Origin of the sequence: Hungatella hominis (assembly GCF_014288005.1) — a bacterium.
Lineage (GTDB): Bacteria > Bacillota > Clostridia > Lachnospirales > Lachnospiraceae > Hungatella > Hungatella effluvii.
This window is the reverse complement of the sequence record NZ_JACOPB010000017.1, coordinates 93,369-119,523: the sequence shown is the minus strand read 5'-3', so window position 1 is coordinate 119,523 and position 26,155 is coordinate 93,369. Positions and strand designations below refer to the sequence as shown.

Genomic DNA, 26,155 nt, shown 5'->3' with positions numbered 1-26,155 from the left:
AGCACAACACTGCATAAGTTTCTGTGAATGTTCAATGAAATAACTTATTTTCAGTATACCTTATTTTTCTTTTGCATACAACCGTTTCAGGCGGAGAAACGTATTTTTACTTTAAGGGCGCAGGACCATACTGCCCGGCCCTCTGCGCCCTTATCAAGGTTTTGCTTTTTACTTTTTACTCTTTCTGTATGCAGTATCTTCCAGAGGCAGTGTAGTACGGAATTTTCCGTCGAATTTGTAGTAGGCGCCCTGGACTGCCGGCGCCGTTGGGATGGAGGTGATTTCTCCGATTCCCACTGCTCCGTATGCCAGCGGATCCTTGTTTTCTTCTACAATGATGCTCTCAACCGGCGGAGTCTTATCCGCGCGGAATAAGCCGAGCGTACCAAACTTAGCCAGAGGTTTTCCGTGATCCAGTGGGAAATCCTCTGTCAGGGCGTATCCCAGGGACATCACTACGCCGCCCTCGATCTGCCCTTCTACGGACAGCGGATTAATGGCTTTTCCGACGTCGTGGGCCGCAACCACTTTTTCAATGGTACCGTCTTCATTCAGGCACACCACCTGGGTCGCATAGCCGTAGGCCACGTGGGATACCGGATTCTTCTTGCCGCATCCCATAGGATCAGTAGCGGCTAAGTATTCGCCGTAATACTCTTTTCCATTTAAATCCTCCAGGGTCTTTCCGCCCTTTAAATCTTCCAGAATATCCATACAGGCTCTTCTGGCGGCCTCGCCTGTCACCAGGGTCTGGCGTGAACCGGAGGTCGTACCGGAATCGGGCGCCAGGTTCGTCTCAGCTGCCACATAGACCACACGGTCTCCTGTGACACCCAGCGCCTCACAGACCACCTGTTCCAGCACGGTTCCCAGTCCCTGGCCGATACAGGAAGCTCCAGAACGGACATGCACCTTTCCGCCCTCGATGGTCATACGGCAGCGGCCCCAGTCCGGGAGACCGACACCGACGCCGGCATTCTTCATGGCACAGCCGATTCCCACATACGGGTGGCTGTCATAGATTTCTTTCACCGCCTCCAGCGTCTCTGCAAGGGCTGTGCCCGGAGAGGCGATCTGACCGTTGGGAAGTTCCTGACCCGGCCGTATGGCGTTGCGGTAGCGGATTTCCCACGGGGTAATCCCCACCATCTCTGCCAGGAGGTTTAAGTTGCACTCTGTAGCAAAGCAGCTCTGGGTTACGCCGAACCCGCGGAACGCACCCGCAGGCGGATTATTCGTATAGACGGCAGTGCCGTCGATATCGATATTCTGATAATTGTAAGGGCCTGCCGCATGGGTACAGAGCCTCTGTAACACAGGTCCTCCCAGGGAAGCATAGGCGCCTGTATCCGTGATCACCTTTGCCGTCATACCGGTTAAATATCCGTTTTCATCACAGGCCGTGGTGAATTCCATCCACGCCGGATGGCGTTTCGGATGAATCATAATGCTTTCTTTTCTCGTCAGCTTCACCTTGACCGGTTTTCCTGTATGGTAAGCAAGAAGAGCAGCATGATGCTGTACCGACATATCTTCCTTGCCGCCGAATCCGCCGCCTACAAGCTTGTTGATGACATGGACTTTAGAACGCTCCCAGCCCAGCATTCCGGAACATTCATGCTGTGTATCATACGTTCCCTGGTCTGACGAATAGATCAGAGCCTCTTCCTTCTCCCGATCTACGATAGCGATGGAACATTCCGGTTCCAGGAACGCATGCTCTGTAAAAGGAGTATAGTATTCCTTTGTCACCACATATTTGGAGTTCTCGATAGCCTTCTTCGCGTCGCCCCGTACCAGATGCTCATGAGCCAGCACGTTGCCTGTCTCGTGAACCAGCGGCGCATCCGGTTTTAAGGCTTCCTGCGGGCTGAACACACCCGGCAGCTCCTCATATTCGATTTTCACCAGCTTTTTGGCTTCTTCCAGAATCTCCGGCGTATCGGCCGCCACCAGGCAGACCGCATCTCCCACGTAACGGGTGATCTCACCCACCGGGATCATGGTGTCCCAGTCCTTCTTTAAATGACCTACTTTATTGCCTCCCGGAACGTCATCGGCGGTTAGGACCGCACGGACTCCCGGCAGCGCAAGCGCTTCGGATTTATCGATGGACAGGACCCTTGCCCTCGGATACGGTGTGCGGATGGCACTTCCGTATATCATACCCTCCACTTCCATATCATCCACGTACTCCCCGTAACCGAGCACCTTTTCCGGTACATCCACGCGATGCGCGCGCTGTCCGATATGATCTACCACCGGGGCTTTTAAATCCTTCGCGTCCTCACGGAACAGCTTTGCCGCAAGCAGAATCGCGTCGATGATCTTCTTATATCCTGTACAGCGGCAGATATTGCCGCGGATTGCAAAGGCCGCCTCATCGCGGGTTGGATCCGGATTCTGGTCGATCAGTCCCTTTGCACACATAACCATGCCGGGGATGCAGAAGCCGCACTGCACGGCTCCCGCTTCTCCAAAGGCATAGACAAATACTTCTTTTTCTCTGTCACTGAGCCCTTCTACTGTTACGATGGATTTTCCTTCCATCTTTGAAACCTTCTGGACACAGGCCTTGGTGGCCTTTCCATCAATCAGAACCGTACACGTTCCACAGGCGCCTTCGCTGCAGCCATCCTTAACGGATTTAAGCCCCAGATCATTTCTCAGCACATCGATCAGCATTCGGTCCTCTTCCACGGTAACGTTCGTTCCATTCACCAGTAAGGTATACATAAGTTCACCCGCTTTCCCTATGCTAATAGGTAATCATAATCTTTGCAGACAGTTTCCATTACTTTGCGCAAGCCTTCCGGAATTACGCTGTCGCTGTCCGCGGCATTCCAGGTATACATGTTTCCAAGATAGCGCACCTTACAGGAAACTGCAGCCCGATCGAGGACGACAAAGCCCTGATTCTTACTGTTTTCCATGTCCGCTTCATTGGCAAACAGGGTAAATTTATCTAAGTACGGAGCGCTGTCGTATGGACAGAAGCTCTTACAGTTACCGCACTCATTACACATATAATCCACATGGATAATCTGGTGTTTCGCCATTCCAGGTACATGGATCGCAATGTTGGCACGGTTCGGACATACCTCTGCACAGTTCTCGCAGATATTGGAGCAGCCGAGGCAGCGTGTGCTGTCTTCCTTAAATTCCTTCGTTTCAGCCAGCACTCCGCGTCTGTCATAGAGTTTTCCAAGATCCTCCACCGTATCATCAAAGTCTCTTGCCGCCTTTGCACCGATGATTGCCTCCGCAGCCATTCTGGCGTCACGCATAGCTTCTACAACTGTCTTTGGTCCGTATAAACCGTCACCGATTGCATAAACGCCGGATACGCTGGTCTCCAGTGTCTCCTCGTTTACCATGGCTCTTCCTCTGTCGTTCACATTGATTCCGTTGGCCTTTAAGAAATCGGTCGGAACCTGCTCGCCGACAGCTGCAATCACGGTATCCGCCGGGATTTCCACCGTCTCACCTGTCTCGGACACGCCTCTTCTGCCGGAAGCATCGTAATCAGAAAGCTTCATCACACTGCAGATCAGCTTTCCATTTTCCAGCTTCACAGGAGATAAGAGTTCTTTGAACTCCACGCCGTCTTCCACTGCCATTACGAGTTCTTCCTCGTCGGCCGGCATGAAGCGTTTCGTTCTTCTGTATACCAGATAGGAGTGTTCCACCCCTTTTGTTTTCTTTACGGCTCTGGCCGTATCCATGGCGGTATTTCCGCCGCCGATGACAACGACATTTTTGCCGATATTTACATTTCCGTCGTTGGCCTTAAACTGTGCCAGGAAATCGAGTGCATTCATAGCCTCTCCTGCTTCCAGTTTTAAAACTCCCGGCGTTGAAGCGCCAGTCGCCAGAATGATGTAGTCATATCCGGCCTTCTTTAAGTCTTCCAGACTCTCCACTCTCGTGTTCAGCTTCACCTCAGCGCCGTAAGCCGTAGCCAGAGCCACATCCTTTGCAATCGCTTCATCAGAAATACGGAATCCCGGAATCACGTGCTTTACTACGCCGCCAAGGCTGTCGCCCGCCTCATAGATCGTCGCCGGACAGCCGTTCTTTGTCAGGAAATACGCAGCCGCCAGACCAGCCGGGCCGCCGCCTACAACAGCAGTCTTTTTTCCTTTTAACTCCCCAGCCTTGATTTCCTTCATCAGGGCGTCGTAGCCGCCTTCCGCACACACCAGCTTGACGCCGCGGATATTGACCGGATCCTCATAGAAGTTACGGTTACATTTGCTCATACAGTTATGTGCACAGATAGTACCCGTAATAAATGGAAGCGGATTCTTCTCTGCAATCACCTTCATGGCTTCCTCATACCTGCCTGCTCCGGAAAGCTGTAAATACGTGGTCACATCCTGGTGGATCGGACATCCTTCCTTACACGGCGCCACATAGCAGTCGGTAAGCGGAACCGGTTTGTTCATCTTTCTGGATGGAAGCGGCTTTACTGCCTTTACATGGTGTTCGTCCGTAATCGCAGCTTCCGCCAGCTTCGCGGCCTTCTCTGCATCCACTCCGGCAAACTCCACGCTTCCGCATTCCAGTTCACTCGCCATCTGATCCAGTCTCTGATATCCGCCCGGCTTTAACAGAGTGGTAGCCACCGTTACCGGCCAGATTCCCGCATCTACAATGCTCTTGATATTATGGTAATCAGCACCGCCCGAGTAAGAGATTCTTAACTGTCCGTCAAATTCCTTCGCCAGCTTCGCAGCCAGTGAAATAGACAGCGGATACAACGATTTTCCTGACATGTACATCTCTTCGCTTGGAAGTTCATTCTGCTTCACATCAACCGGGAACGTATTGGTGATCTTCACGCCAAACTCCAGATTCTTCTCTCCGGCCAGCTTCATCAGCCTCTGAAGCATCGGAATCGCGTCTTTATACTGTAAATCATCGAGGAAATGGAAATCGCCGAAAGCGACGTAATCGTATCCCATCTCATCCATGGTCTTTCTTGCAAATTCATATCCCAGAAGTGTCGGATTGCACTTGATAAAGGTATGAAGTCCCTTCACCTCGATCAAATACGTAGCGATCCGCTCGATCTCCTGAGGCGGGCATCCATGCAGCGTGGAAAGAGTAACGGAATTACAGATATTAGAAGAAATCCCTTCAATATCCTCCTTCGTCACATGCTTAAACATGGAGACGTTTTCCAGCAGATACTCTCTGCAGTTCTTATAAGTCTCCGTATCCTTTGCATCCTTCATGGACTCGATAAACAAATCAATCTTCGGAGACTTGATTCCCTCCAGATCGTATCCCACGCTCATATTGAACTGGAATCCGTCCATGGCGCCGAGTCCATACTCTTTCGCCATAACGCTCAGTAAAAACCATGCCTTTATGTACTCTTCCTGTGCCTGCGGAACGTAAAGCTCCGTTGACCACTCACAGTTATAGCACTCATCATCAGCCTTGATACAGGGCTTACTCACCGGAAGATCCTCGCCGTCGATGATCTGAACCGTCTTAAGCTCAAAGAACCGGCTTCCCGCATAGTAAGCTGCTGCAATATTCTGGGTCAGCTGGGTATGAGGACCCGCCGCCGGACCAACCGGAGTCTCCAGAGTCCTTCCAAAGATTTTCCTGTCATTCTCCGCCTTCGCCTGATAAGGTCTGTAAACCCCAAACACAGTCCCCTTATCGTCATGTTCCTTCATTACCCACTCCACTAACTGCGGAAATGGCATTGGTGTCATTCTGTCTCCCATCATTAACCTCCTGATTCGCGGGTGTTTATCTTTTTTTGAATTTGTTGGCTGCCGGGTCCGCGGTTTTTGGAGGGAAGACGAAATTTTATATAAATCTAAAGCATGATTTAATAAAATTTGTTTCCCTCCAAAACCCGCTGCTTCCCTGGCTGCCGCTGAAAAAAGAAAACACCTCGCTGTGAATTTTCTAATATTTTCTTTCTGCTTTATTGGTATTGTGATTGCTATTTAGATATCTCTTTAAAATTACAATTGCTGCCTTCATTTTACATCAAACAAAAGACTTTCTCTCTGGAATCTTCTACCTGCATTTTCTGCATTTATTCCGCCAATCCCATCGGCCAGCCCCTCTATTCCACCAGCAACTTTTGCGAGGGAGTATTCAGCCTGCCCGTACACAGTCCTTTCTGCGGGAACAAATTTTATTAAATCATGCTTTAGATTTATATAAAATTTCGTCTCCCGCAGAAAGGACGTAACCGCCAGCCCACCCCCAACTCCCTCATCAAAATTTCCCTATCTACTATTGATGCGGTCAGCCAGTTCCTTTGCCGCCTGCCTGCAGTCAGCCATGACTTTCTCTTCATCAATATTCGTAAGAATTCTGTCTTTCATCAGGACTTTTCCGTTTCCGACTGTCGTTGTCACGCTTCTGCCAGTCATGCCGAAAAGAATATGGCTGTTTACGTTGCCTGCGTTCATCGGGGTCAGCGGAATGTAATCGGTTACGATGACATCGGCGGCGGCGCCTTCTTTTAATACGCCGAGAGGCTTCTTAAAGTAACGGTTGGCTATTTTTGCGTTTCCTTCGAACAGCATCTGCGGAACCTCGCCCCAGGCGGCGTTTGGATCGCAGAGATGGTGTTTGTGAAGTACGTTGGCAACCTTGTAGGATTCCGTCATGTCATGTGTGTATCCGTCGGTGCCGAGACCGGTTAAGATTCCTCTGTGAACGATCTCCATGGTTGGAGGACATCCGCAGGCGTTGCCCATGTTGGATTCCGGATTATGTACGACCATGGTATCTGTTTCCTTAATTAATTCCATCTCGTGAGGATTTACGTAAATACAGTGGCCAAGCAGTGTCTTCGGGCCAAGGATATTGCAGTCCATAAGACGGTCTACGATGCGCTTGCCGTATTTCTTTAAGCAGTCGTGAAGGTCTTCGATGCCTTCGGCCACGTGAATGTGGTAGCCGACTTCATCCGGCTTGTTGGCTGCCGCCAGGGCCATGGTCTCGTCGGAGATTGTGAACTGGGCGTGCATACCCATCATTCCGGCGATCATGTCGCTGTCGTCCGCCAGCGCGTGTTTGATAAATGCCGCGTTCTCCATTACCGCTTCCCTGGCCTTATCCATGCCGTCACGGTCAGAAATCTCATAACATAAGCAGGAGCGAACGCCGGTCTCTTTAGCCGCTTCTTCTATTTTAAACAGGGAATCGCGTATGTGGCCGAAGCTTGCATGGTGATCGAAGGTGGTGGTAATACCATTCTTAATGGAATCGATATAGGTTGCCATGGCGGAAAGCCTTGTCTCCTCCAGTGTTAAATTGCGGTCGATCGTCCACCACATTCCGTCCAGGATATCCAGGAAACCGTGGGGATCGTAGCCATTGATGCTTAAGCCTCTTGCAAATGCGCTGTAAATGTGCTCATGCGCGTTGATAAACGCCGGCATGATGACGCCGCCTTTGGCGTCGATATATTCTGCATCGGGATATGCTTCTTTTATCTCTTTTGTCGTTCCTACTTTCATAATAGTGGATCCATCCATCGCCACTGCTCCATCTTCCAAAAACGGAGCCTCCGGGTTTCTTGTGATCATTCTTCCATTACCGATAATCAGCATGTCTCCATCTCCTTTTCTCTCTTTTTCCTAATTTTTCGTCAAAATCTTAAAAATTTTGAGTATACAGTGTGCACATGGGACCTTCCCCGCCTCCCGTGCGTTGTTCTTGCATATTGTCCCTGAGAACTTTTTCCTTCTCATCATTTTTATGCAGTTTGTACCATAAATATCTTTATAGGTACAGTGTATCATCTAAAAGTAAGAAATGCAAGATGAAAATACAAAAAAAATTAGTTTGCCTAAAAAATTTTTAGAAAAAGTATTGATTTTTCATTTTTTTATGTTATGATGGGAGTATAAGAATTCAAGTAAGGGGGGTTACAAGATGGATTCAAAGCTCGAACAACTGACTCAGATTGCACACGGTGTGGCATCCCATTTTGGAAACGCCTGTGAGGTAGTCATCCACGACTTAAAAAAGCAGGATATAGAAAGCTCCATCGTCTATATCGAAAACGGTCACGTAAGCAACCGAAAACTGGGAGACGGACCTTCGGAAATCGTTCTTGAAACGCTGAACCGGAATCCTGAATGCTTAAAAGACCGGCTGTCTTATTTAACGAAGACAGATGACGGAAGGATTTTAAAATCCAGTACCATGTATATAAGAGGAAAGGACGGTACCATTGATTATATCTTTTCCTTAAATTATGACATCACAGGATTGCTCACTGTTGACAACTCGATCCGCTCTCTCATCTCCACCGCGGAGATGTCCAGTGAAGACCGGCAGCCAAGAAAGATCACGCACAACGTCAACGACCTTTTAGATACGCTCATCGAACAGTCCGTACAGCTGGTCGGCAAACCGGTGGCACTGATGAGCAAGGATGACAAGATCACAGCGATTCAGTATTTAAACGATGCCGGGGCATTCCTGATTACAAAATCCGGCGACAAGGTTTCCAACTTTTTCGGAATATCCAAGTTCACGCTTTACAGCTACATGGATGCCGGAAAAGAGAATAAATAAGTTTTCAATAAAATTTCCATTTTAAATTTATTATTAAAATAAGAAGGAGAATCAAACATCATGAATCCAATCGAATGGGTGGTTAACACCATGCCGAAGACAGATGACAAGAATTTACCTGTCATGGCGCTGGAAGAAATCGGAAAGGCAAGGAAATTCCATGAGAGCTTCCCGCAGTACAGCAAAACACCGCTTGCAAAGCTCGACCATATGGCTGAATATTTAGGACTCGGCCAGGTTTATGTGAAGGACGAATCCTACCGCTTCGGTTTAAACGCTTTCAAAGTTTTGGGCGGTTCCTTCGCGATTGCGAAGTACATAGCACAGCAGACAGGTAAAGACGTCTCCGATCTTCCATACAGTGTTCTGACTTCCGAAGCACTCCGCGAGGAATTCGGCCAGGCTACCTTCTTTACAGCCACAGACGGAAACCATGGACGAGGTGTTGCATGGGCGGCTAACCGGTTAGGACAGAAGGCAGTTGTCTTCATGCCAAAGGGCTCCACCATCACCCGTTTCAATAATATTAAGGCGGAAGGCGCTGACGTTACCATCGAGGAAGTCAACTACGACGAATGTGTCCGCATGGCAGCCGATGCCGCTTCTAAGACAGAGCACGGCGTTGTCGTACAGGATACCGCATGGGACGGCTACGAAGAGATTCCGGCATGGATCATGCAGGGATACGGAACCATGGCGATGGAAGCCGGCGAACAGTTAGAGGAATACGGATGCGACAGACCGACTCACGTATTCGTTCAGGCAGGCGTTGGTTCTCTTGCCGGAGCTGTACAGGGCTACTTCGCAAATCGTTATCCGGAAAACCCGCCAAAGGTTGTCGTTGTGGAAGCTGATGTTGCAGCCTGTCTCTACAAGGGTGCGAAAGCCGGCGACGGCGGCATTCAGATCGTGGACGGCGATATGCAGACCATCATGGCAGGTTTAGCCTGCGGCGAGCCGAACACTATCTCCTGGGATATCTTAAAGAACCACGTTGACACCTTCGTCTCTGCTCCTGACTGGGCAGCAGCAAAAGGCATGAGAATGCTGGCAGCTCCGATTAAGGGAGACGTATCAGTCACGTCCGGTGAGTCCGGTGCAGCTCCATTCGGTATTCTGGCCTGCATCATGACCATGGATGAGTACAAGGATTTAAGAGAGCATTTAGGACTGAATCAGGATTCAAAAGTTCTCCTCTTCTCTACGGAGGGCGACACCGACCCGGAACGCTACAAAGCGATCGTTTGGGAAGGAAAAGAACGTTAGGCAATTGAACTTCATTATAAAATAAAAAACGGAGGGTATTAAAATCATGGATTACGCAAAAATCAAAGAGGCAGCAAAAAATTACGAAGCTGACATGACCAGATTTTTAAGAGACATCGTAAAATTCCCAGGCGAGAGCTGTGACGAGAAAGCTCATATCGACCGCATCGCAGAAGAGATGAGAAAGCTTGAATTTGACAAGGTTGTTATCGATGATATGGGCAACGTTCTTGGTTACATGGGAACCGGCGCAACCTTAATCGGTTTTGACGCTCATATCGATACTGTTGGTATCGGCAACAAGAACAACTGGAACTTCGATCCATACGAAGGCTACGAGAATGACACCGAAATCGGCGGCCGCGGCGTTTCCGATCAGTGCGGCGGTATTGTATCAGCCGTTTACGGAGCCAGAATCATGAAGGATTTAGGACTTTTAAGCGACAAATACACCGTTCTGGTAACCGGTACTGTTCAGGAAGAGGACTGTGACGGTCTCTGCTGGCAGTACATCATCAACGAAGATAAGGTTCGTCCGGAATTCGTTGTATCCACAGAGCCTACTGACGGCGGAATCTACCGCGGCCAGAGAGGACGTATGGAAATCCGTGTAGACGTAAAGGGTGTTTCCTGTCACGGCTCCGCTCCGGAGCGCGGTGACAACGCGATCTACAAGATGGCCGATATCCTTCAGGATGTACGTGCCTTAAATGAAAACGACGCAGCCGATGACAAAGAAGTAAAAGGTCTCGTTAAGATGTTAGACGAGAGCTACAACGCAGAATGGAAAGAAGCAAACTTCTTAGGCCGCGGCACTGTCACTGTTTCCGAAATCTTCTTCACATCACCGAGCCGCTGTGCGGTTGCTGACTCCTGCGCGGTATCCTTAGACCGTCGTATGACAGCCGGTGAGACCTGGGAAAGCTGCTTAGAGGAAATCCGTAACTTACCGAGTGTAAAGAAGTACGGCGGAGACGTAACCGTATCCATGTATGAATATTCCCGTCCTTCCTATAAAGGACTTACCTATCCGATCGAGTGCTACTTCCCGACCTGGGTTATTCCGGAGGATCACAAAGTAACCGCATCTCTGGAAGAAGCTTACAAGAACTTATACGGCGATACCCGTATCGGCGCAGAAGAAACACTTGCCATGAGAACTGCCCGTCCATTGACAGACAAATGGACATTCTCCACCAACGGCGTTTCCATCATGGGACGCAACGGAATTCCTTGTATCGGCTTCGGACCTGGCGCAGAGGCTCAGGCTCACGCTCCGAACGAGAAGACATGGAAGCAGGATTTAGTAACATGTGCAGCAGTTTACGCAGCGCTGCCTTCTATCTACTGCGAGAAATAATACTTAGCCAATCAGTTGCCATTTTGTAACCATATATGCCGGCTGCAGGTCTCCTTAAAACCTGCAGCCACCCCTAAAACAATCACTCTTGCCGTCGGCCCTCATTCCTTCCCCAAATCTATGACGGGCTGGACAGCATGCAGGATAGATACCAAATAACATTACATTTATTTCAGGAGGCTTTATACCAATATGAAAACCTTACAGGATTACATCGACAAGTTAAACGCTTTAAATTTCAAGGAAATGTACAACAATGATTTCTTCTTAACATGGGAAAAGACAGACGAAGAACTGGAAGCTGTCTGGACCGTAGCTGACGCTCTCCGTTTCATGAGAGAAAACAACATTTCCACAAAGGTATTCGAGAGCGGCCTCGGAATCTCCTTATTCCGTGACAACTCCACACGTACCCGTTTCTCCTTCGCTTCCGCATGTAACTTACTCGGCCTGGAAGTTCAGGACTTAGATGAGGGCAAGTCTCAGGTTGCTCACGGCGAGACCGTTCGTGAAACAGCCAACATGATCTCCTTCATGGCTGACGTGATCGGTATCCGTGATGACATGTACATCGGCAAGGGCAACGCTTATATGCACGAAGTTGTTGACTCTGTAACACAGGGCCACAAGGACGGAATCTTAGAGCAGAAGCCAACCTTAGTAAACTTACAGTGCGATATCGACCATCCGACACAGTGTATGGCTGATATGTTACATATTATCCATGAGTTCGGCGGCCTTGAGAACTTAAAGGGCAAAAAACTGGCTATGACATGGGCTTACTCTCCTTCCTACGGAAAGCCATTATCCGTTCCTCAGGGTGTAATCGGTCTGATGACACGTATGGGCATGGAAGTTGTTCTGGCTCATCCGGAAGGCTACGAAGTAATGCCGGAGGTTGAGGAAGTTGCCAGAAAGAACGCAGAGAAGTCCGGCGGTTCCTTCCGTGTATCTCACGACATGGCTGACGCATTTAAAGACGCTGACATCGTTTACCCGAAGAGCTGGGCTCCATTCGCAGCAATGGAAAAGAGAACGAACCTTTACGGCGAAGGCGATACAGAAGGCATCAAAGCTCTGGAGAAAGAATTACTGGCTCAGAACGCAGACCACAAAGACTGGTGCTGTACAGAAGAGCTTATGAAGACTACAAAGGATGGCAAGGCCCTGTACTTACACTGCTTACCGGCTGATATCAACGACGTAAGCTGTGTAGATGGTGAAGTAGAAGCTTCCGTATTCGATCGTTACCGCGATCCGTTATACAAAGAAGCAAGCTTCAAGCCATACGTAATCGCCGCTATGATCTTCCTTGCCAAGTTTGAGAATCCACAGGAAATCTTAAAGAAGCTGGAAGAAAGAAACACGCCACGCGTATTCAAATAAGAAGAATATGAATCCGGGCGCACCCGCTGCCAGCGAGTAGCAGGTGCGTCCTTTTTTGGATTTTATATAAAACCGGTGGAGGGTTTATTCAATGGATAAGAAGAAAAGAATTGTCATTGCCCTGGGCGGCAACGCCTTAGGCAACACACTGCCAGAACAGATGACGGCAGTTAAAATCACCGCGAAAGCGATCGTAGACCTGATCGAGGAAGGCTGCGAGGTCGTCGTTGCACACGGCAACGGACCTCAGGTCGGCATGATCAACAACGCTATGAGCGCGCTGAGCCGTGAAGATCCGTCTCAGCCTAATACTCCTCTCTCCGTCTGTGTTGCCATGAGCCAGGCTTACATCGGCTATGACCTGCAGAACGCACTGAGAGAAGAGCTGTTAAACAGAAAACTAACGGATATTCCGGTCACTACCATGATCACACAGATCCGTGTAGATGCGGAGGATCCTGCATTTAACGCACCTTCCAAACCGATCGGCCATTTCATGACAGAGGAACAGGCTAAGATTGCGGAAGAAAAGTACGGATATATCATGAAGGAAGACGCAGGCCGCGGCTACCGCCGTGTCGTTGCATCTCCAAAGCCCGCCGAAATCATTGAGATCGGTGCGATCCGCTCCCTCGTGGACTCCGGACAGCTGGTCATCGCCTGCGGCGGAGGCGGTATCCCGGTTACTTTAATCGGAAACCATTTAAAAGGCGCAAGCGCCGTAATTGACAAAGACTTTGCAAGTGAACTGCTGGCGGAAGAACTGGACGCTGATTTCTTAATCATCTTAACCGCAGTAGAAAAGGTCGCTATCAACTTCGGAAAACCGGAAGAGAAATGGTTGGACGATATCACAACAGACGATGCCAGAAAGTATATGGACGAAGGCCATTTTGCGCCGGGCTCCATGCTTCCGAAAGTGCAGGCTGCTGTGAAATTCGCAGATTCCAAAGATGGGCGCAACGCACTCATCACTCTGCTTGAAAAAGCAAAAGAGGGAATCCTGGGGAAAACCGGTACTCGCATTCATCAGTAAATTTTCTGCCGGGAAACCGCGATCCGGTTTCCCGGAGTACTTCCAATAACCTAAGGAGGAACTCTCTCTATGAAACAGTCAAGTAAAGAATACGCTTCTATATTTCAGTTGGACGGCATCCCAAAATTCTCCCAGGCACTGCCGTTAGCACTTCAGCACGTGGTAGCCATGATCGTTGGCTGCGTTACTCCAGCCATTATTGTATCCAACGTTGCAAACCTTTCCACCGCAGACCGGGTTATCTTAATCCAGGCTGCTCTTGTCGTATCCGCACTTTCCACATTACTGCAGCTTTTCCCCATCGGTAAAAAGAACGGGATCCATCTCGGAGCCGCTCTGCCGGTTATCATGGGCATCAGCTTCGCTTACGTGCCCAGCATGCAGTCGATCGCAGCGGACTACGGCGTTCCTGCTATTTTAGGCGCTCAGATCGTCGGCGGCGTTGTCGCCTTCATTGTGGGTGCTTTTGTCATGCAGATCCGTAAGTTTTTCCCGCCGCTTATTACGGGTACCGTGGTCTTCACCATCGGCTTATCCTTATATCCGACGGCAATCAATTACATGGCCGGAGGTACCTCCAGCCCTACATACGGTTCCTGGCAGAACTGGGCGATAGCATTTTTAACACTTGCCGTGGTTACTATACTGAACCATTTCGGCAAAGGAATCTTTAAGCTCGCTTCGATCCTGATCGGCATCATCGTCGGCTATGTTGTCTCACTCTTCTTTGGCATGGTCGATTTCGCCAGCATCGGTTCCGCGGCAGCCTTCCAGGTTCCCCAGCCTCTTCATTTTGGAATCATGTTTGAACCGTCTTCCTGTATTGCCATTGCAATCCTGTTCGCCATCAACTCCATACAGGCGATCGGCGACTTTACGGCAACTACCAGCGGTTCTATCGACCGTGAACCAACCGATAAGGAACTTCAGGGCGGCATCATGGGCTACGGCGTCACCAATATTCTCGGCGCCCTGCTCGGCGGCCTCCCCACCGCAACCTACAGCCAGAACGTCGGTATCGTTACGACGACAAAGGTTGTCAACCGCTGTGTCCTGGGTCTTACCGCTGTCATTCTCCTTGCAGCCGGTTTAATTCCGAAGTTCTCCGCATTGCTCACCACCATTCCCCAATGTGTTCTGGGCGGCGCAACCGTATCGGTTTTTGCTTCTATCGCCATGACCGGTATGAAGCTCGTTATGTCAGAAGAGATGACTTACCGCAACTCTTCTATCGTAGGACTTGCCGCAGCGCTCGGCATGGGTATCTCCCAGGCCACCGCAGCACTTTCCACATTCCCCAGCTGGGTAGTCACCATCTTCGGCCGTTCACCGGTCGTAGTCGCTACCATCGTGGCGGTCCTGCTGAATATTATCCTTCCGAGAGAAGGGAAAAAAGCGAACCAGAAATAAAATCATTGATATCAGCCCCCCCTGTGACCAGTAAATGGCACAGGGGGTTTTCGTCACTGAAACACGCAGTATGAAAGCAGTTTTACGAAGGCAAACACACCATCCCCCCATGTGATTGAAACAAAGACCGGAGACATATGGATAGAAAAAAACTTATCAATCAAAGCATTGACTATATCATACAGCATTTGGATGAGGATTTATCGCTTGATACCGTAGCAGCTCATTTCTTTCTGTCAAAATACCATTTCAGCCGGATATTCAAGGAAGAAACCGGTGAAAGTGTTTACTCGTTTATCAAACGCTGTAAGGTGGACCAGAGTGCTGTCGATATGAAATTGAATCCAAAGAAAGCAATTACAGATATCGGCTTAGATTATGGATACAGTTCATCCAATTACAGCACGGTATTTAAAAAGCGCCTTCATACCTCCCCCACGATATTTAAACAGTCCATACCGGTTCACGGCGAACTGTTTCTGCAATTTCATTACTGTCCCTGTCCCATGCTTGCGGAGGTGGATAGGTTAGAGACAAATACATGGTGCCAGTGTACGACAGGGTACAGCAAAATCCTTTTTGAACGAGCGTTTGCCTGTAAGGCTGACGTGGAATTACTGAAAAGTATAAAAATGGGCGATAGCATATGCCTTATGAAAATCATTCTCCATGACCCTGTCTTTTAATATCACAGGCGCGCTTTCCTATGATATGTAAATAACGATACGCCGAATGGAAGCCCCACCGTATAATAGTTGGCTGGTTTCCGTCCGGCGTACCGCTGTTTTCAATTATTTTTCTCAATTAAACGGCTGTTTTCGCAGCCTTCATCTTTTTTTCCGAATCGTTCATGCAGTACACAATCGCCACAAGGGTAGCGGCCATGCATATTGCGCACAGAGGCCAGATGATGCTGTAATCGCCTGTGATATCAAAGAGGAGCGATACTAAAACCGTACCGATCACTCCGCCGAACCGGTTGACGGAAACCACCGTTCCGTAAATCGGGCCATAGTCCCTGGTTCCGAATATTTTACTGGTCAGCAGAGCCGGGAGAACCGATGTTATACCGGAGGCCAGTCCATAGAGAACGATCAGTAAGTAGATGAACGTCTTATTGCCCGCCATAATGAAGCACAGGAAGGCCAGTACCCCGACGACACAGATATAAATGCTTCCGATTTTTTCACCGAACCGGTCTATAATATATCCCAGTAAAAGCTTACCGCCAATAGCCACCGCCATGTAAGCGGACAGTACTTTAGCGGCAACTGCGCTTCCATACCCGATATCAGTTAAATACGCCGGCAGCTGTAATGCGGCGCCTGTTGCAAAGGTCATCGCAAATATGGAAAGCATAAAGATATAGAAAGCAGGACTTCTGCGTGCTTCCGCCAGAGTAAAACCGACCGGCGCCGGCTTCTTTGCCGCGGCCTGTTCCCCTACCGGCTCGTCAGCGCCCAGTGGCTGGAGATTCTTGTCCGCCGGTGTGGAACGCACGATGAAGATAGTACACGGAATCATGACAGCCAGCATAATAAGGCCTACAATTTTGTCCGACATACGCCATCCCATGCTGGAAATCAGGCGTTCCACGATCGGGCTGAATATAACGCCGCCGACGCTGATTCCGAGAGAAGCCGTGCTGACTGCAAATCCGCGGCGTTTTTTAAACCAGGCCGTCAGCAGGATGGAGTTTGGCAGTACTGTATTTCCAGTGAAGAAGACGCCCTTTACGGCCGCCAGAACCAGAATAGATACCATGTTCGGCATGAAACCGCGGCCGATGGTGCAGAGCGCCGTCATGGCGGTACAGATTGTCAATACGACTCTGGCGTCGTACTTCTTATACATCTTTCCCCAGAACGGAGCAGTCAGCACCGCTCCGACCGCCATGAGAACGCTCTGCAGTGAAAGCATAACACGGGGAACCTCCAGTTCCTGATACATGGGCACCATATAGAGAGAGGCGACCTGCATCACCAGCACATGCACCGTCATGTTCATCAAAAAACAAACCACTAAAATATACCATGCGTAATGAATCTTTTTCTTCGAAGCCTGATTTTCCATTTACCCTTCCTCCTGTGTCTTTCTGCTCTGTTTCTCCAGCCAGCTGACAGCGGCATACGCATACGCCGCCGCACCGACAGGCAGACATTTTTCATTAAACTGTACCTTTGGATGGTGCTGGCCGTACACCTCTTTTTCCTCGATTCTTGCCCCCAGCACAAGGAATGACGCCGGAACCTGCTGTGCAATGAACGAGAAATCTTCCGATCCGGGGAAAGATTTGTCTACAAAACGAACCTGTTTCTCTGAAAACAGCTGACAAAGACTGTCCTTTATCTCTGCAGCCAGTTCCCTGTCACAGACCATGGGCACAGCGTAGGCCGGCTCAAAGCTGACCTTTGCACTGCCCCGGAACGCGCCAGCAACGCCTTCACAGATTTCCTGCATTCTGGCGCGCAGCTTCTCTCTGACCTCATTGTCGAAAGTTCTGATGGTTCCCTGCATCTTCACCTCTTCCGGAATCACGTTGAAGGTAGTTCCTCCATGAATGCTGCCGATGGTCATGACTCCAATCTCTCCTGCCTTCAGCTCACGCGCCTGAAGTTCCTGAAGAGCAGTATGGATATGACATGCAATGGCGATCGGATCAACGCCTTCATCAGGACGGCTTCCGTGGCAGCCTTTCCCCGTCACCGTGATAGTGAAGGAATCGCTGGAAGCGGCCGTCGGTCCCTGAAATGCCAGAACAGCGCCTGCCGGAACCCCGGAATTCACATGAAATGCCAGCGCCGCGTCCACGCCGGGATTCTCAAGAATTCCGGCATCAATCATGGCCCGCGCCCCGCATAAGGTCTCTTCCCCTGGCTGGAACATAAGTTTTACCGTACCTTTTAACTCGTCCTCGTGCTCCTTTAAGATCTGTGCGGCTCCCAGCAGCATGGCAGTATGTAAGTCATGGCCGCAGCAGTGGGCTGCTCCCGGATTCTGTGATGCAAACGGCAGCCCGCTCTCCTCTTCCATGGGCAGCGCATCCATATCGGCCCGCAGAAGCAGCGTCTTTCCCGGAATGCCTGCCAACGCGCATACGCCGCCGCCCATTCTCTGCGGCTCATACCCCATCTCTTTCAGCCGGTTATACACGTAATCCACCGTATGCTCCTGATTCATCCCCACTTCCGGCTTTGAATGCAGCACTCTTCTGTCTTTCACAATAACGGGAGCGAGTTCTTTCGCTCTATCCATATAAGACATTTTCTTCCCCTCCATTTATTCAATATTTTAATATTTATTATGCATATTATTTATTAAATGTCAAGTAAATATTTTTAATATTTATTATTTTATTATGATGATTGAATAAATATCCTTGCGTTTAAAATCTCCGCCTGATATAATAAAGCGGTCAAGGTGGTGATCAATCATGAGCTGTAAAGCAGCCTTAATTTCTTCCGCGGAACACTGTGACTACATCCGCGGAATTATGAAAAATATCGAATTGAATTATGAATTAGATTACGTAGTATGTCCTTCCTTTCAGGATCTGCCAAAGGTTTTTGCAGAGATTCAGAATCAGTATGACGCATTCTGCACGACGGGAGCATTTGCGAGAGAAGCAATCCTGCGGACACACGGCGCGGCAGAGAAGCCCTTCGTCAGCATTTCCGAATCGCCCGCCGAATTCTATCAGATCCTGTTTCATCTTCTATATGAAGACCGTACCTGTGATCTTTCCAGGATTGTATTTGACCACTCTCTCTGGATTCCCGGGCTTGAGGTCATTACAGCCCTCGATTATGCAAAGGGCAGCGCGCGGTTCGACGATAAAAAGCGCATGGAATTTCTGGCCCGCTTTTCTCTCGAAGAGCTTCTGGACGTGGACCGCATCATTGTGGAAAATGCTAAGGCACGGTGGGCAGACGGCGCCTTTGATCTTATCATCTGCCGTCACAGCTATGCCTACGCATTTTTAAAGGATAACGGCATCCCGTGTAAATTCGCGTATCCCACGCCGGATAATGTGATCGATTCGCTGGTTCACTTACAGGATGAGCTGAGCCTGATGCAGATGAACGATAATCTGCCTGGCGTCGTCTATTTAACCAGCCCCTCCATGCAGTCTGCTTCCGCGGAGGACATCATTCCGGAGAGCATTGAGCTTCAGAAGTGTCTGTTGGACTTCGATCAGGAATATACGACTGGACTGATGATGAAAAAGGCCCTGGGAGGATTTGAACTCTACACGACCAGACGTACGCTTCAGAGGATCACCGATAACTTCACCCAGTGCCGGCTCTGCACCTACATGCTTGGAAGGCTGGGAATGGAGCTGTCCGTAGGATACGGTATCGGCCGCGACGTCATGAGCGCCCGCACCCACGCTTTAGAGGCATACAATCTCTCAGTGAAAAGCGGAAAAAGCTATGTGATCGGCTGCTCAGGCAGTGTGCCAAGAGCGTTGGAAGATGCCGGCGTTCCTGCCGAAGAGGAGGTTTCCGAAAAGCTGAAAAAAGCGTCTCAGGATACAGGACTGTCCGTGATGACGCTGCAGCGTATACGTTCTGCAATAAATCTCCAGGGAGATTCTGACATCACAACGCAGGACCTGGCAGGCACCCTGCAGGTCACTGTAGCCAATGCAAACCGTTTCGTCAATCATCTTCTGTCCGCAGGCTATGCGGAGGTAGTCGGAGAAAAGAAGGCGCCGCTGCGCGGACGTCCCACCCGGGTCTACCGTATCGAACTTTAGAACATTTCTTCTAACCAGGAATCTCTGTTTAAAAAATAGAGATTCCTGGTTTTTTATTTATATTTATTATTTATTTTATAAAATACCCTTGATTTTATTTAATAAATATATTAAAATATTTTCAAATGTACTAAGGGGGAAACAATTATGGCTACAGAAAAAACAGGAGCTGATCAGGAGAAGCTGCAAAAGAAAGATATTATCGCCTATGGGGTCGGCGGCTTTGCAAGCACGCTTCCCAACCAGTTCCGCACCCAGTTCGGAATGAATTTTATGACAGACATGGCAGGCCTGCCGATTGGACTGGTGGGCACCTGCTCCATGTTAATGTCCATATGGGATGCAGTGAACGATCCATTGATCGGTAAAATTGTGGACAACACCAACACCAGACGGTGGGGCAAATACCGTCCTCACATGATCTTCGGCGCCATCGGCCTGGCCGTCATGATTCTGCTGCAGTTTTCCGTCCCTCCGCTGTCCTCCCGCGGACTAATCATCTATTACTGCGCCGTCATGATGCTGCTCTCCGTCTTTTTTACTCAGTTTACCGTGCCGTGGCAGGCACTGAACAGCGTGCTGTCCCATGACGCTCATGAGCGGAATCTGCTCCTCACCTCAAGACAGCTTTCCGGAGCGGTAGCCACTTCCGCAGTTGGACTCTTCACAATTCCCGTTATTACACATTTTAAAAATGCCTCTGCTGGATGGTTCTGTTCCGCTGCCATCGTGGCCATTCTGTGCGTCATTACGGCTTTTCTCGCAGCGAATGCAGCAAAAAAGAAGGATTATTACATGTCCATTGCAACGCCTCCAAAGCTCAGCTGGCGCAGACAGTCCAACGTTGTCTTTAAAAATCCCGCTGTTCTCTGCAACAGCCTGATGCTGGGCATGGTCAATCTCGGAATCTCGATCAATGCAACAATCAGTCTGTACTACATAAAATATGTGGTTGGCAGTCTTTCGATCCTGGCCGTCATCTCCGCCATACAGATATGCGTCAACCTGGTTCTGGTTCCATTTCTTCCCTCTCTCATGAGACGCTTCGGGAAGATCGCCATGCTGAGAATCAGTATGCTTCTCCAGTTTATCTCCGCGGTGATTCTGCTTGTGCTGCGTGAAAACGCAGTCTTATGGCAGGTGGTAATCATGAGCCTCTTCACCACAACCGGGCTGACCTTTTCCAATATCTGCTGTTTTGCAATGATTCCTGACTGCACCGATTATACCGAACTCCATTTCGGCTGTGCACAGGCCGGTTTTATCAATGCTTCCAGCACCTTTGTTCGGAAATTCTGCGGTTCCTTCTCTACTCTGATCGTCGGCAGCCTGCTGGCGTTCACAGGATATGCCGCCAACGTTCCAGTTTCAGTAAAAAGCGTCCATATGATTCTTGCCATAAAAATAGCCATTCCCATACTGACTCTGCTGGCAGTCCTGGTTTTGTCCTGTTTTTACCCCATAACAGCCGGATATGCCGTCAAAATGAGAAAAGTGCTGAAGAAAAAGCACTGCCTCGAAAACAAGCAACGCGGATAAAAAGAAGGGTTTTGCAGATGCTGCTGCAAAACCCTTCTTTTACTGATTCTGTCAAGTTCAGAGTGCGCTCCCCTTAGATGGAACAAACAGCGAAGACATGTCTGCGCCTTCCAGCTCCAGCAGCTTTATCTTCGCATCAATTCCGCCTGCGTATCCCGTCAGACTTCCGTTCGATCCCACGACACGGTGGCACGGGATGATAATCGAGATGGGATTGTGCCCGACCGCTCCGCCCACCGCCTGTCCCGACATGGTGGGCCTGTTTAACATCACAGCCATTCGTTTCGCGATATCTCCGTAGGTGATCACGCTGCCATACGGAATTTCGCAGAGAATCTCCCATACCTTCTGCCGGAATTCGCTGCCCACAGGCGCCAGGGGCAGTTCCGAGGCCAACGGTTTCTCCCCTGAAAAATACCGGTTCAGCCACTGTTTCGCGGCGCTGAACACCGGCACATCATCATTTTCTGTCATGCTGCCTGCAATCGCACCGCCATAATACTTCTGTCCCTCCAGCCACAGACCGGTCAGCTTCTCTCCATCGGAGGCCAGGGTTATCACTCCCACAGGTGACGGACAGGCCGTCGAATAATACATAGGTAATCCCCCTTTGTTTTCATATAATCAACATCCGGTAATTTTACGGAGATCGGCCGGGAAGACGATTCCCGCCTGGCGTCTCGCCTCATCCATCACACGCAGTTCCATCAGGGAACATTCGTTGTCTTCCCGAACTCCTTCCCCGGTCTCAATCATGCGGAGCCAGTCCTTTACTTCTCCATCCAGGCTGTGCTCCGGAGGAAGATCAATAACCGTTTCCGCATTGCCTTTTCTGTCATAGAAAACCACGCTGCAGATATTCGTAATATTGTCGATCACCAGAGTCCCGTCTTCGCCCTGAATCTGACTTGGAAGGCGGTTATTGGTTATTTTGGAGTAGAGAAGTTCCGCCTGCATGCCATCGTAGGAGGCCAGGATGGTACCCGCTCCTTCCACACCGTTGGAGAGAAGCAGGGAATCTGCGATAATCTTCTTCGGCATACCAAACAGCCGTACCAGCGGATGGACGCAGTAGACTCCGATGTCCATCAGAGCGCCGTTGGAAAACACCGGGTTGAATGCATTTTCAATGATTCCTTCCTTAAACTTATCGTATCGAGAGGAATATTTCGCATACTGGAAGCTGGCCCTCCGGATCGTCCCCACCATCGGAAGCACCTCTCTCAGCCGCAAAAATCCTTCCTCATGGACCGAACGCATGGCTTCCATAAGAACTGCGCGGTTCTCTCCCGCAATCCGGACCAGTTCCTTAAGCTCCGCCTCATTGGAGGTTATGGTCTTCTCACAGAGCACATGTTTTCCATGGGACAGCATCAGCGCCGCCTGTTCGTAATGAAGGCTGTTAGGGCTGGCGATATAGACTGCATCTACATCCTCCGCTTCCGCAACCTCCATTAAATCCGTACACCACCGCTCCGCTCCGTGTTTCATGCAAAACGCCTCCGCCGTCCCCCTGTTTCTGGAATAAACCAGGCTGCAGTTGATCCCGTCACACGCCTGGACCGCCTTCATAAACCAGTCCGCCACAAAATTTGTTCCTATGGTTGCACATCGTATCATATGTCAATTCCTCCTGCCATTTCTATTCATCCATTATAGCGAAAGAGAGGGACAATTGCAATGCGAACGGATTACAATAACCGCACGGCAAAGTCTTTCACGAATCTTTGGCCTATGGTACAATGGATTCACAGGATTATGGCCGGAGAGCTTCGTCCGGCTGTATAAAGTCTGAAAGAAAAAGGGAGGGATATCATGTGGCATAAATGCGGGAAGAAGTTACTTTCATTCAATTGATATGCTTTACTTTGAGGAGATTATTTATGACAAATAAGGAAATACTGGAAATAGCATTAGAACAATCCGCAGTCGACTGCAGCTGCAGCGCGGAAGATTTTTTGCAGGCAGAAAACCGGGTTGTACTGTCGAAACCGCACAGAAACGCGAGAAAATATCTGCCTCTGCCGCTGGAATGTGACCTAGTATCCTACGGCAATAACATTGTAGCTCAGGTGAGTGAACGGCTGGCCGGCATTGTTAGCGTCTACATAGAAAAATATCCAGTTGAGCATTGTTTTGAGACGCCTAATATAAACGCTTTAAACGACTCTCTGGCCGCTTACGATTTAAAGGTATGCTTTATGGCAGAATACTTTCTGCCTGATCTGACACAACTGAAGGAGCTGCCCTGTGAATTCGAGACAAGAGTCCTGCATAAAGGCGATTTTTCTGATCTGTATACGGAGGAATGGAGCAACGCCCTATCCAGCGAAAACAGAGGGTTCGATGTTCTTGGCGTGGGAGCCTACGATCACGGCAGGCTAATCGGACTCGCCGGCTGCTCTGCCGACTGTGAAACCATGTACCAGATCGGGATCGACGTTCTTCCCGCTTACAGACGAAAAGGGATCGCGGCCGCATTGACCAGCAAACTGGCGCTGGAAATCATCGCTTTGGGGAAAGTTCCCTTTTATTGTGCCGCATGGTCCAACTTAAAGTCCGTCCGCAACGCAATAAAATGCGGTTTTCGGCCGGCCTGGGTAGAACTGACTGCCAGAAACAGTGAATTCGTGGACAACATAAATGGCCTGAAATAAACCATGGGGACCGTGTGCGCCGGAACACTCCGGCGGGCACAGTCCCCATGAGCCGTTACTGGCGCAGCAAAAAATCCCTGACGTGATCCTTCACAATCTGATAGGACTCGTCATCTCCATATTTGATATTGATACACTGCCTTCCGGTTTTACAGGCAGGTACCATTCTGGCTATGTTGGTTACATATCCTTCCTCTGAAAAATGGATAGAAAAATGATTTTTGGCTGCGGAGACAGCAATATATCCGTCCTTCATTTTTTCACCCGCCAGCCACATTGGCATTGAAAAGCATATTTTAGAATCGATCTGCGGATACTGTTCGCGCATGAATCCGATGAAATCGCTGACATACTTTTTTCCATTTTCACTTAAGTTATCTGTGTATTCTGTTACCGAACTGGCGCTCATGGGCAGACCTCCATTTTGGAATGTATTTTATGGTTATGCAAAAGCCCGGCGCCTTCCCCGCAGTTTTCCTCCACAGTTTCAGCCGCCGGGCCAAAGTGTTTCTTTCTTAAAGCAGAATCATCCGGGCCTCATACGGTCTTAAAATCTCGTCATTCTCTCCATCCTGATAATTGCACAGGAGCCGTTTTTTTCCTTCCCACATCTCCTTTAAAGGGCACCAGGTTTCACTGCCGAAGAAATTGCAGAGTACCAGCAGGCGGACGCCTTCCCATTCTCTCACGTATGCAAATATATTCGGATCGCCCTCCAGAAGCAGTTGGAAGCTTCCATGTACAAAGACAGGATACTCTTTCCTTAAACGAATCAGTCTCTTATAATAATGGAAGACCGATTGAGGATCCGCCAGTTCTCCTTCCGCGTTGATTTCCCCGTAATTCCCATTGATCCGGATCCAGGGAGTTCCATCTGTAAATCCGGCTCCCTCGCCGCAGTTCCACTGCATCGGCGTTCTGGCATTGTCCCGCCCTTTGGCATGGATGGACCGCATGATCTCCTCCTCGGAATACCCGGCTTCCAGACGTTCCTCATACATATGAAGCGTCTCGATGTCCCGATACTCTCCGATCTCATAGTCCGTGTTCGTCATGCCCAGTTCCTCTCCCTGGTAGATATAGGGCGTTCCCTGCATACCGTGGAGAACCGTGGCCAGCATCTTAGCCGACTCCACACGATACTCCTTGTCATTACCCCACCGCGATACGATCCGCGGCAGATCGTGATTGTCCCAGAAAAGGCTGTTCCAGCCGCTCCCCTGCAGCTCACACTGCCATTTGTTTAAAACTTCCTTGAGTTTTACGAAAGGAAGGGGCGCCAGATCCCATTTCTCCCTGCCCGGTACGGAATCCAGCATAATGTGCTCAAACTGGAATACCATGGAGAACTCGCTTCCATCCGGCGCACTGTAGAGCTTTGCACGCTCCGTATCGGCGCCCCAGCACTCGCCTACGGTGACACAATCCCCTTTCTGGAACGTCTCCCGGCTCAATTCCCGGATAAATTCATGAAGGCGCGGTCCATTGCCCGTAATCTTTAAGTCCGGTTCCTTGGCGATCTGATCGATGACGTCTAAGCGGAAGCCGCCCACGCCTTTGTCCATCCACCAGCGGATCATCTCGTAGATTTCCCTCCGTACTGCTTCATTTTCCCAGTTTAAATCCGGCTGTTTGACGGAGAACTGATGAAAATAGTACTGTGACAGTTCCGGTACCCACTCCCATGCCGGGCCGCCGAAGCAGGCTCTCATGTCATTGGGAAGAACGCCCTCCTCACCGTCGCGCCAGACGTAGTAGTCATGGTATGGATTATCCTTACTCTTCTTCGCCTCTAAAAACCACCGGTGTTCATCCGATGTATGGTTTAAGACCAGATCCATGATGATCTTAATCCCATGCTCTCCCGCCTCTTTAATCAGGCGTTCCATGTCCTGGAGGCTGCCGAACAGCGGATCAATATCCTGATAATCTGAGATATCATACCCGTTGTCGTCCTGAGGTGACTTACACACAGGTGAAAGCCAGACGGCATCGATCCCCAGTTCCTCCAGGTAATCCAGTTTTTCTATGATTCCGTTCAAGTCTCCGATTCCGTCCCCGTCGCTGTCCTTAAAGCTTCTGGGATATATCTGATAGATCACCGATGTTTTCCACCATTTTTGCTCATTTCTGTCTGCCATAGTCTTTCCATTTCCTCCAGCGTATCATTACTT

The 26,155-nt window shown here is 49.6% G+C and carries 19 protein-coding genes; 10 read left to right on the top strand and 9 right to left on the bottom strand.

The window, feature by feature from the left end; translation table 11 throughout:
* Nucleotides 1–168: 168 nt before the first annotated feature.
* From xdh to ssnA, 3 genes are all read right to left on the bottom strand, one after another.
* Nucleotides 169–2,736, bottom strand: a complete 2,568-nt coding sequence (gene xdh / locus H8S75_RS25865; RefSeq protein WP_187023983.1) for a selenium-dependent xanthine dehydrogenase — start codon at nucleotides 2,734–2,736, stop codon at nucleotides 169–171.
* Between the two features lie 17 nt (nucleotides 2,737–2,753).
* Nucleotides 2,754–5,744: a putative selenate reductase subunit YgfK gene (gene ygfK, locus H8S75_RS25860; protein WP_187024001.1), complete on the bottom strand. Its 2,991-nt coding sequence runs from the start codon at nucleotides 5,742–5,744 to the stop codon at nucleotides 2,754–2,756.
* 516 nt (nucleotides 5,745–6,260) lie between these two features.
* A complete protein-coding gene (gene ssnA / locus H8S75_RS25855; protein WP_187023982.1) occupies nucleotides 6,261–7,595 on the bottom strand; it encodes a putative aminohydrolase SsnA in 1,335 nt (444 codons plus the stop codon).
* 325 nt (nucleotides 7,596–7,920) lie between these two features.
* Between ssnA and H8S75_RS25850 the strand changes: the two genes are divergently transcribed.
* The 7 genes from H8S75_RS25850 (at nucleotide 7,921) to H8S75_RS32850 (ending at nucleotide 15,712) form a co-directional block, all read left to right on the top strand.
* Nucleotides 7,921–8,568, top strand: coding sequence for a helix-turn-helix transcriptional regulator (locus H8S75_RS25850; protein ID WP_187023981.1), 648 nt, complete (start codon nucleotides 7,921–7,923; stop codon nucleotides 8,566–8,568).
* A gap of 60 nt (nucleotides 8,569–8,628) precedes the next feature.
* Nucleotides 8,629–9,834: a diaminopropionate ammonia-lyase gene (gene dpaL / locus H8S75_RS25845; protein WP_187023980.1), complete on the top strand. Its 1,206-nt coding sequence runs from the start codon at nucleotides 8,629–8,631 to the stop codon at nucleotides 9,832–9,834.
* Nucleotides 9,835–9,880: 46 nt separating this feature from the next.
* Entirely contained in the window at nucleotides 9,881–11,194 is a 1,314-nt protein-coding gene (locus H8S75_RS25840; RefSeq protein WP_187023979.1) for a YgeY family selenium metabolism-linked hydrolase, read from the top strand.
* A 192-nt stretch (nucleotides 11,195–11,386) separates the two neighbouring features.
* A complete protein-coding gene (gene ygeW / locus H8S75_RS25835; protein WP_055659345.1) occupies nucleotides 11,387–12,580 on the top strand; it encodes a knotted carbamoyltransferase YgeW in 1,194 nt (397 codons plus the stop codon).
* 91 nt (nucleotides 12,581–12,671) lie between these two features.
* Nucleotides 12,672–13,616 carry a carbamate kinase gene (gene arcC / locus H8S75_RS25830; RefSeq protein WP_187023978.1) on the top strand — a complete coding sequence of 315 codons (945 nt, stop codon included), beginning with the start codon at nucleotides 12,672–12,674 and terminating at the stop codon, nucleotides 13,614–13,616.
* 69 nt (nucleotides 13,617–13,685) lie between these two features.
* Nucleotides 13,686–15,026, top strand: coding sequence for a uracil-xanthine permease family protein (locus tag H8S75_RS25825; protein WP_187023977.1), 1,341 nt, complete (start codon nucleotides 13,686–13,688; stop codon nucleotides 15,024–15,026).
* Nucleotides 15,027–15,163: 137 nt separating this feature from the next.
* Nucleotides 15,164–15,712, top strand: coding sequence for a DUF6144 family protein (locus H8S75_RS32850; protein ID WP_243270461.1), 549 nt, complete (start codon nucleotides 15,164–15,166; stop codon nucleotides 15,710–15,712).
* 118 nt (nucleotides 15,713–15,830) lie between these two features.
* On the opposite strand, the gene H8S75_RS25810 is transcribed toward H8S75_RS32850, so the two are convergent.
* On the bottom strand, nucleotides 15,831–17,099 hold the full coding sequence (locus H8S75_RS25810) for an MFS transporter (RefSeq protein WP_187023976.1): 1,269 nt from the start codon (nucleotides 17,097–17,099) through the stop codon (nucleotides 15,831–15,833).
* On the bottom strand, nucleotides 17,100–18,290 hold the full coding sequence (locus H8S75_RS25805) for a M20 metallopeptidase family protein (RefSeq protein WP_187023975.1): 1,191 nt from the start codon (nucleotides 18,288–18,290) through the stop codon (nucleotides 17,100–17,102).
* A gap of 169 nt (nucleotides 18,291–18,459) precedes the next feature.
* Here H8S75_RS25805 and H8S75_RS25800 point away from each other — a divergent pair, with 169 nt between their 5' ends.
* Together H8S75_RS25800 and H8S75_RS25795 are read left to right on the top strand one after the other, a co-directional pair.
* A complete protein-coding gene (locus tag H8S75_RS25800) occupies nucleotides 18,460–19,785 on the top strand; it encodes a helix-turn-helix domain-containing protein (RefSeq protein WP_187023974.1) in 1,326 nt (441 codons plus the stop codon).
* Between the two features lie 147 nt (nucleotides 19,786–19,932).
* Complete coding sequence (locus H8S75_RS25795) at nucleotides 19,933–21,324, top strand: MFS transporter (RefSeq protein ID WP_187023973.1); 1,392 nt, start codon at nucleotides 19,933–19,935, stop codon at nucleotides 21,322–21,324.
* Nucleotides 21,325–21,381: 57 nt separating this feature from the next.
* On the opposite strand, the gene H8S75_RS25790 is transcribed toward H8S75_RS25795, so the two are convergent.
* Both H8S75_RS25790 and H8S75_RS25785 read right to left on the bottom strand, forming a co-directional pair.
* On the bottom strand, nucleotides 21,382–21,921 hold the full coding sequence (locus H8S75_RS25790) for a methylated-DNA--[protein]-cysteine S-methyltransferase (protein WP_187023972.1): 540 nt from the start codon (nucleotides 21,919–21,921) through the stop codon (nucleotides 21,382–21,384).
* 27 nt (nucleotides 21,922–21,948) lie between these two features.
* Nucleotides 21,949–22,944: a Gfo/Idh/MocA family protein gene (locus H8S75_RS25785; RefSeq protein WP_187023971.1), complete on the bottom strand. Its 996-nt coding sequence runs from the start codon at nucleotides 22,942–22,944 to the stop codon at nucleotides 21,949–21,951.
* 263 nt (nucleotides 22,945–23,207) lie between these two features.
* Here H8S75_RS25785 and H8S75_RS25780 point away from each other — a divergent pair, with 263 nt between their 5' ends.
* The gene (locus H8S75_RS25780; RefSeq protein WP_187023970.1) at nucleotides 23,208–23,981 is read left to right on the top strand and encodes a GNAT family N-acetyltransferase; all 774 of its coding nucleotides are present in this window, start codon (nucleotides 23,208–23,210) and stop codon (nucleotides 23,979–23,981) included.
* Nucleotides 23,982–24,036: 55 nt separating this feature from the next.
* Here the strand turns inward: H8S75_RS25780 and H8S75_RS25775 are convergent, their stop codons facing one another.
* Nucleotides 24,037–24,390, bottom strand: coding sequence for a DUF1801 domain-containing protein (locus H8S75_RS25775; RefSeq protein WP_187023969.1), 354 nt, complete (start codon nucleotides 24,388–24,390; stop codon nucleotides 24,037–24,039).
* Between the two features lie 106 nt (nucleotides 24,391–24,496).
* Nucleotides 24,497–26,122, bottom strand: coding sequence for a glycoside hydrolase family 13 protein (locus tag H8S75_RS25770; protein WP_187023968.1), 1,626 nt, complete (start codon nucleotides 26,120–26,122; stop codon nucleotides 24,497–24,499).
* Nucleotides 26,123–26,155 lie beyond the last annotated feature (33 nt).

What these genes read in the sequence shown, in the direction of transcription:
- xdh (WP_187023983.1), bottom strand. Translation starts at nt 2,736, where the DNA reads ATGTATACCTTACTGGTGAATGGAACGAACGTTACCGTGGAAGAGGAC.
- ygfK (WP_187024001.1), bottom strand. Translation starts at nt 5,744, where the DNA reads ATGGGAGACAGAATGACACCAATGCCATTTCCGCAGTTAGTGGAGTGG.
- ssnA (WP_187023982.1), bottom strand. Translation starts at nt 7,595, where the DNA reads ATGCTGATTATCGGTAATGGAAGAATGATCACAAGAAACCCGGAGGCT.
- H8S75_RS25850 (WP_187023981.1), top strand. Translation starts at nt 7,921, where the DNA reads ATGGATTCAAAGCTCGAACAACTGACTCAGATTGCACACGGTGTGGCA.
- dpaL (WP_187023980.1), top strand. Translation starts at nt 8,629, where the DNA reads ATGAATCCAATCGAATGGGTGGTTAACACCATGCCGAAGACAGATGAC.
- H8S75_RS25840 (WP_187023979.1), top strand. Translation starts at nt 9,881, where the DNA reads ATGGATTACGCAAAAATCAAAGAGGCAGCAAAAAATTACGAAGCTGAC.
- ygeW (WP_055659345.1), top strand. Translation starts at nt 11,387, where the DNA reads ATGAAAACCTTACAGGATTACATCGACAAGTTAAACGCTTTAAATTTC.
- arcC (WP_187023978.1), top strand. Translation starts at nt 12,672, where the DNA reads ATGGATAAGAAGAAAAGAATTGTCATTGCCCTGGGCGGCAACGCCTTA.
- H8S75_RS25825 (WP_187023977.1), top strand. Translation starts at nt 13,686, where the DNA reads ATGAAACAGTCAAGTAAAGAATACGCTTCTATATTTCAGTTGGACGGC.
- H8S75_RS32850 (WP_243270461.1), top strand. Translation starts at nt 15,164, where the DNA reads ATGGATAGAAAAAAACTTATCAATCAAAGCATTGACTATATCATACAG.
- H8S75_RS25810 (WP_187023976.1), bottom strand. Translation starts at nt 17,099, where the DNA reads ATGGAAAATCAGGCTTCGAAGAAAAAGATTCATTACGCATGGTATATT.
- H8S75_RS25805 (WP_187023975.1), bottom strand. Translation starts at nt 18,290, where the DNA reads ATGTCTTATATGGATAGAGCGAAAGAACTCGCTCCCGTTATTGTGAAA.
- H8S75_RS25800 (WP_187023974.1), top strand. Translation starts at nt 18,460, where the DNA reads ATGAGCTGTAAAGCAGCCTTAATTTCTTCCGCGGAACACTGTGACTAC.
- H8S75_RS25795 (WP_187023973.1), top strand. Translation starts at nt 19,933, where the DNA reads ATGGCTACAGAAAAAACAGGAGCTGATCAGGAGAAGCTGCAAAAGAAA.
- H8S75_RS25790 (WP_187023972.1), bottom strand. Translation starts at nt 21,921, where the DNA reads ATGTATTATTCGACGGCCTGTCCGTCACCTGTGGGAGTGATAACCCTG.
- H8S75_RS25785 (WP_187023971.1), bottom strand. Translation starts at nt 22,944, where the DNA reads ATGATACGATGTGCAACCATAGGAACAAATTTTGTGGCGGACTGGTTT.
- H8S75_RS25780 (WP_187023970.1), top strand. Translation starts at nt 23,208, where the DNA reads ATGACAAATAAGGAAATACTGGAAATAGCATTAGAACAATCCGCAGTC.
- H8S75_RS25775 (WP_187023969.1), bottom strand. Translation starts at nt 24,390, where the DNA reads ATGAGCGCCAGTTCGGTAACAGAATACACAGATAACTTAAGTGAAAAT.
- H8S75_RS25770 (WP_187023968.1), bottom strand. Translation starts at nt 26,122, where the DNA reads ATGGCAGACAGAAATGAGCAAAAATGGTGGAAAACATCGGTGATCTAT.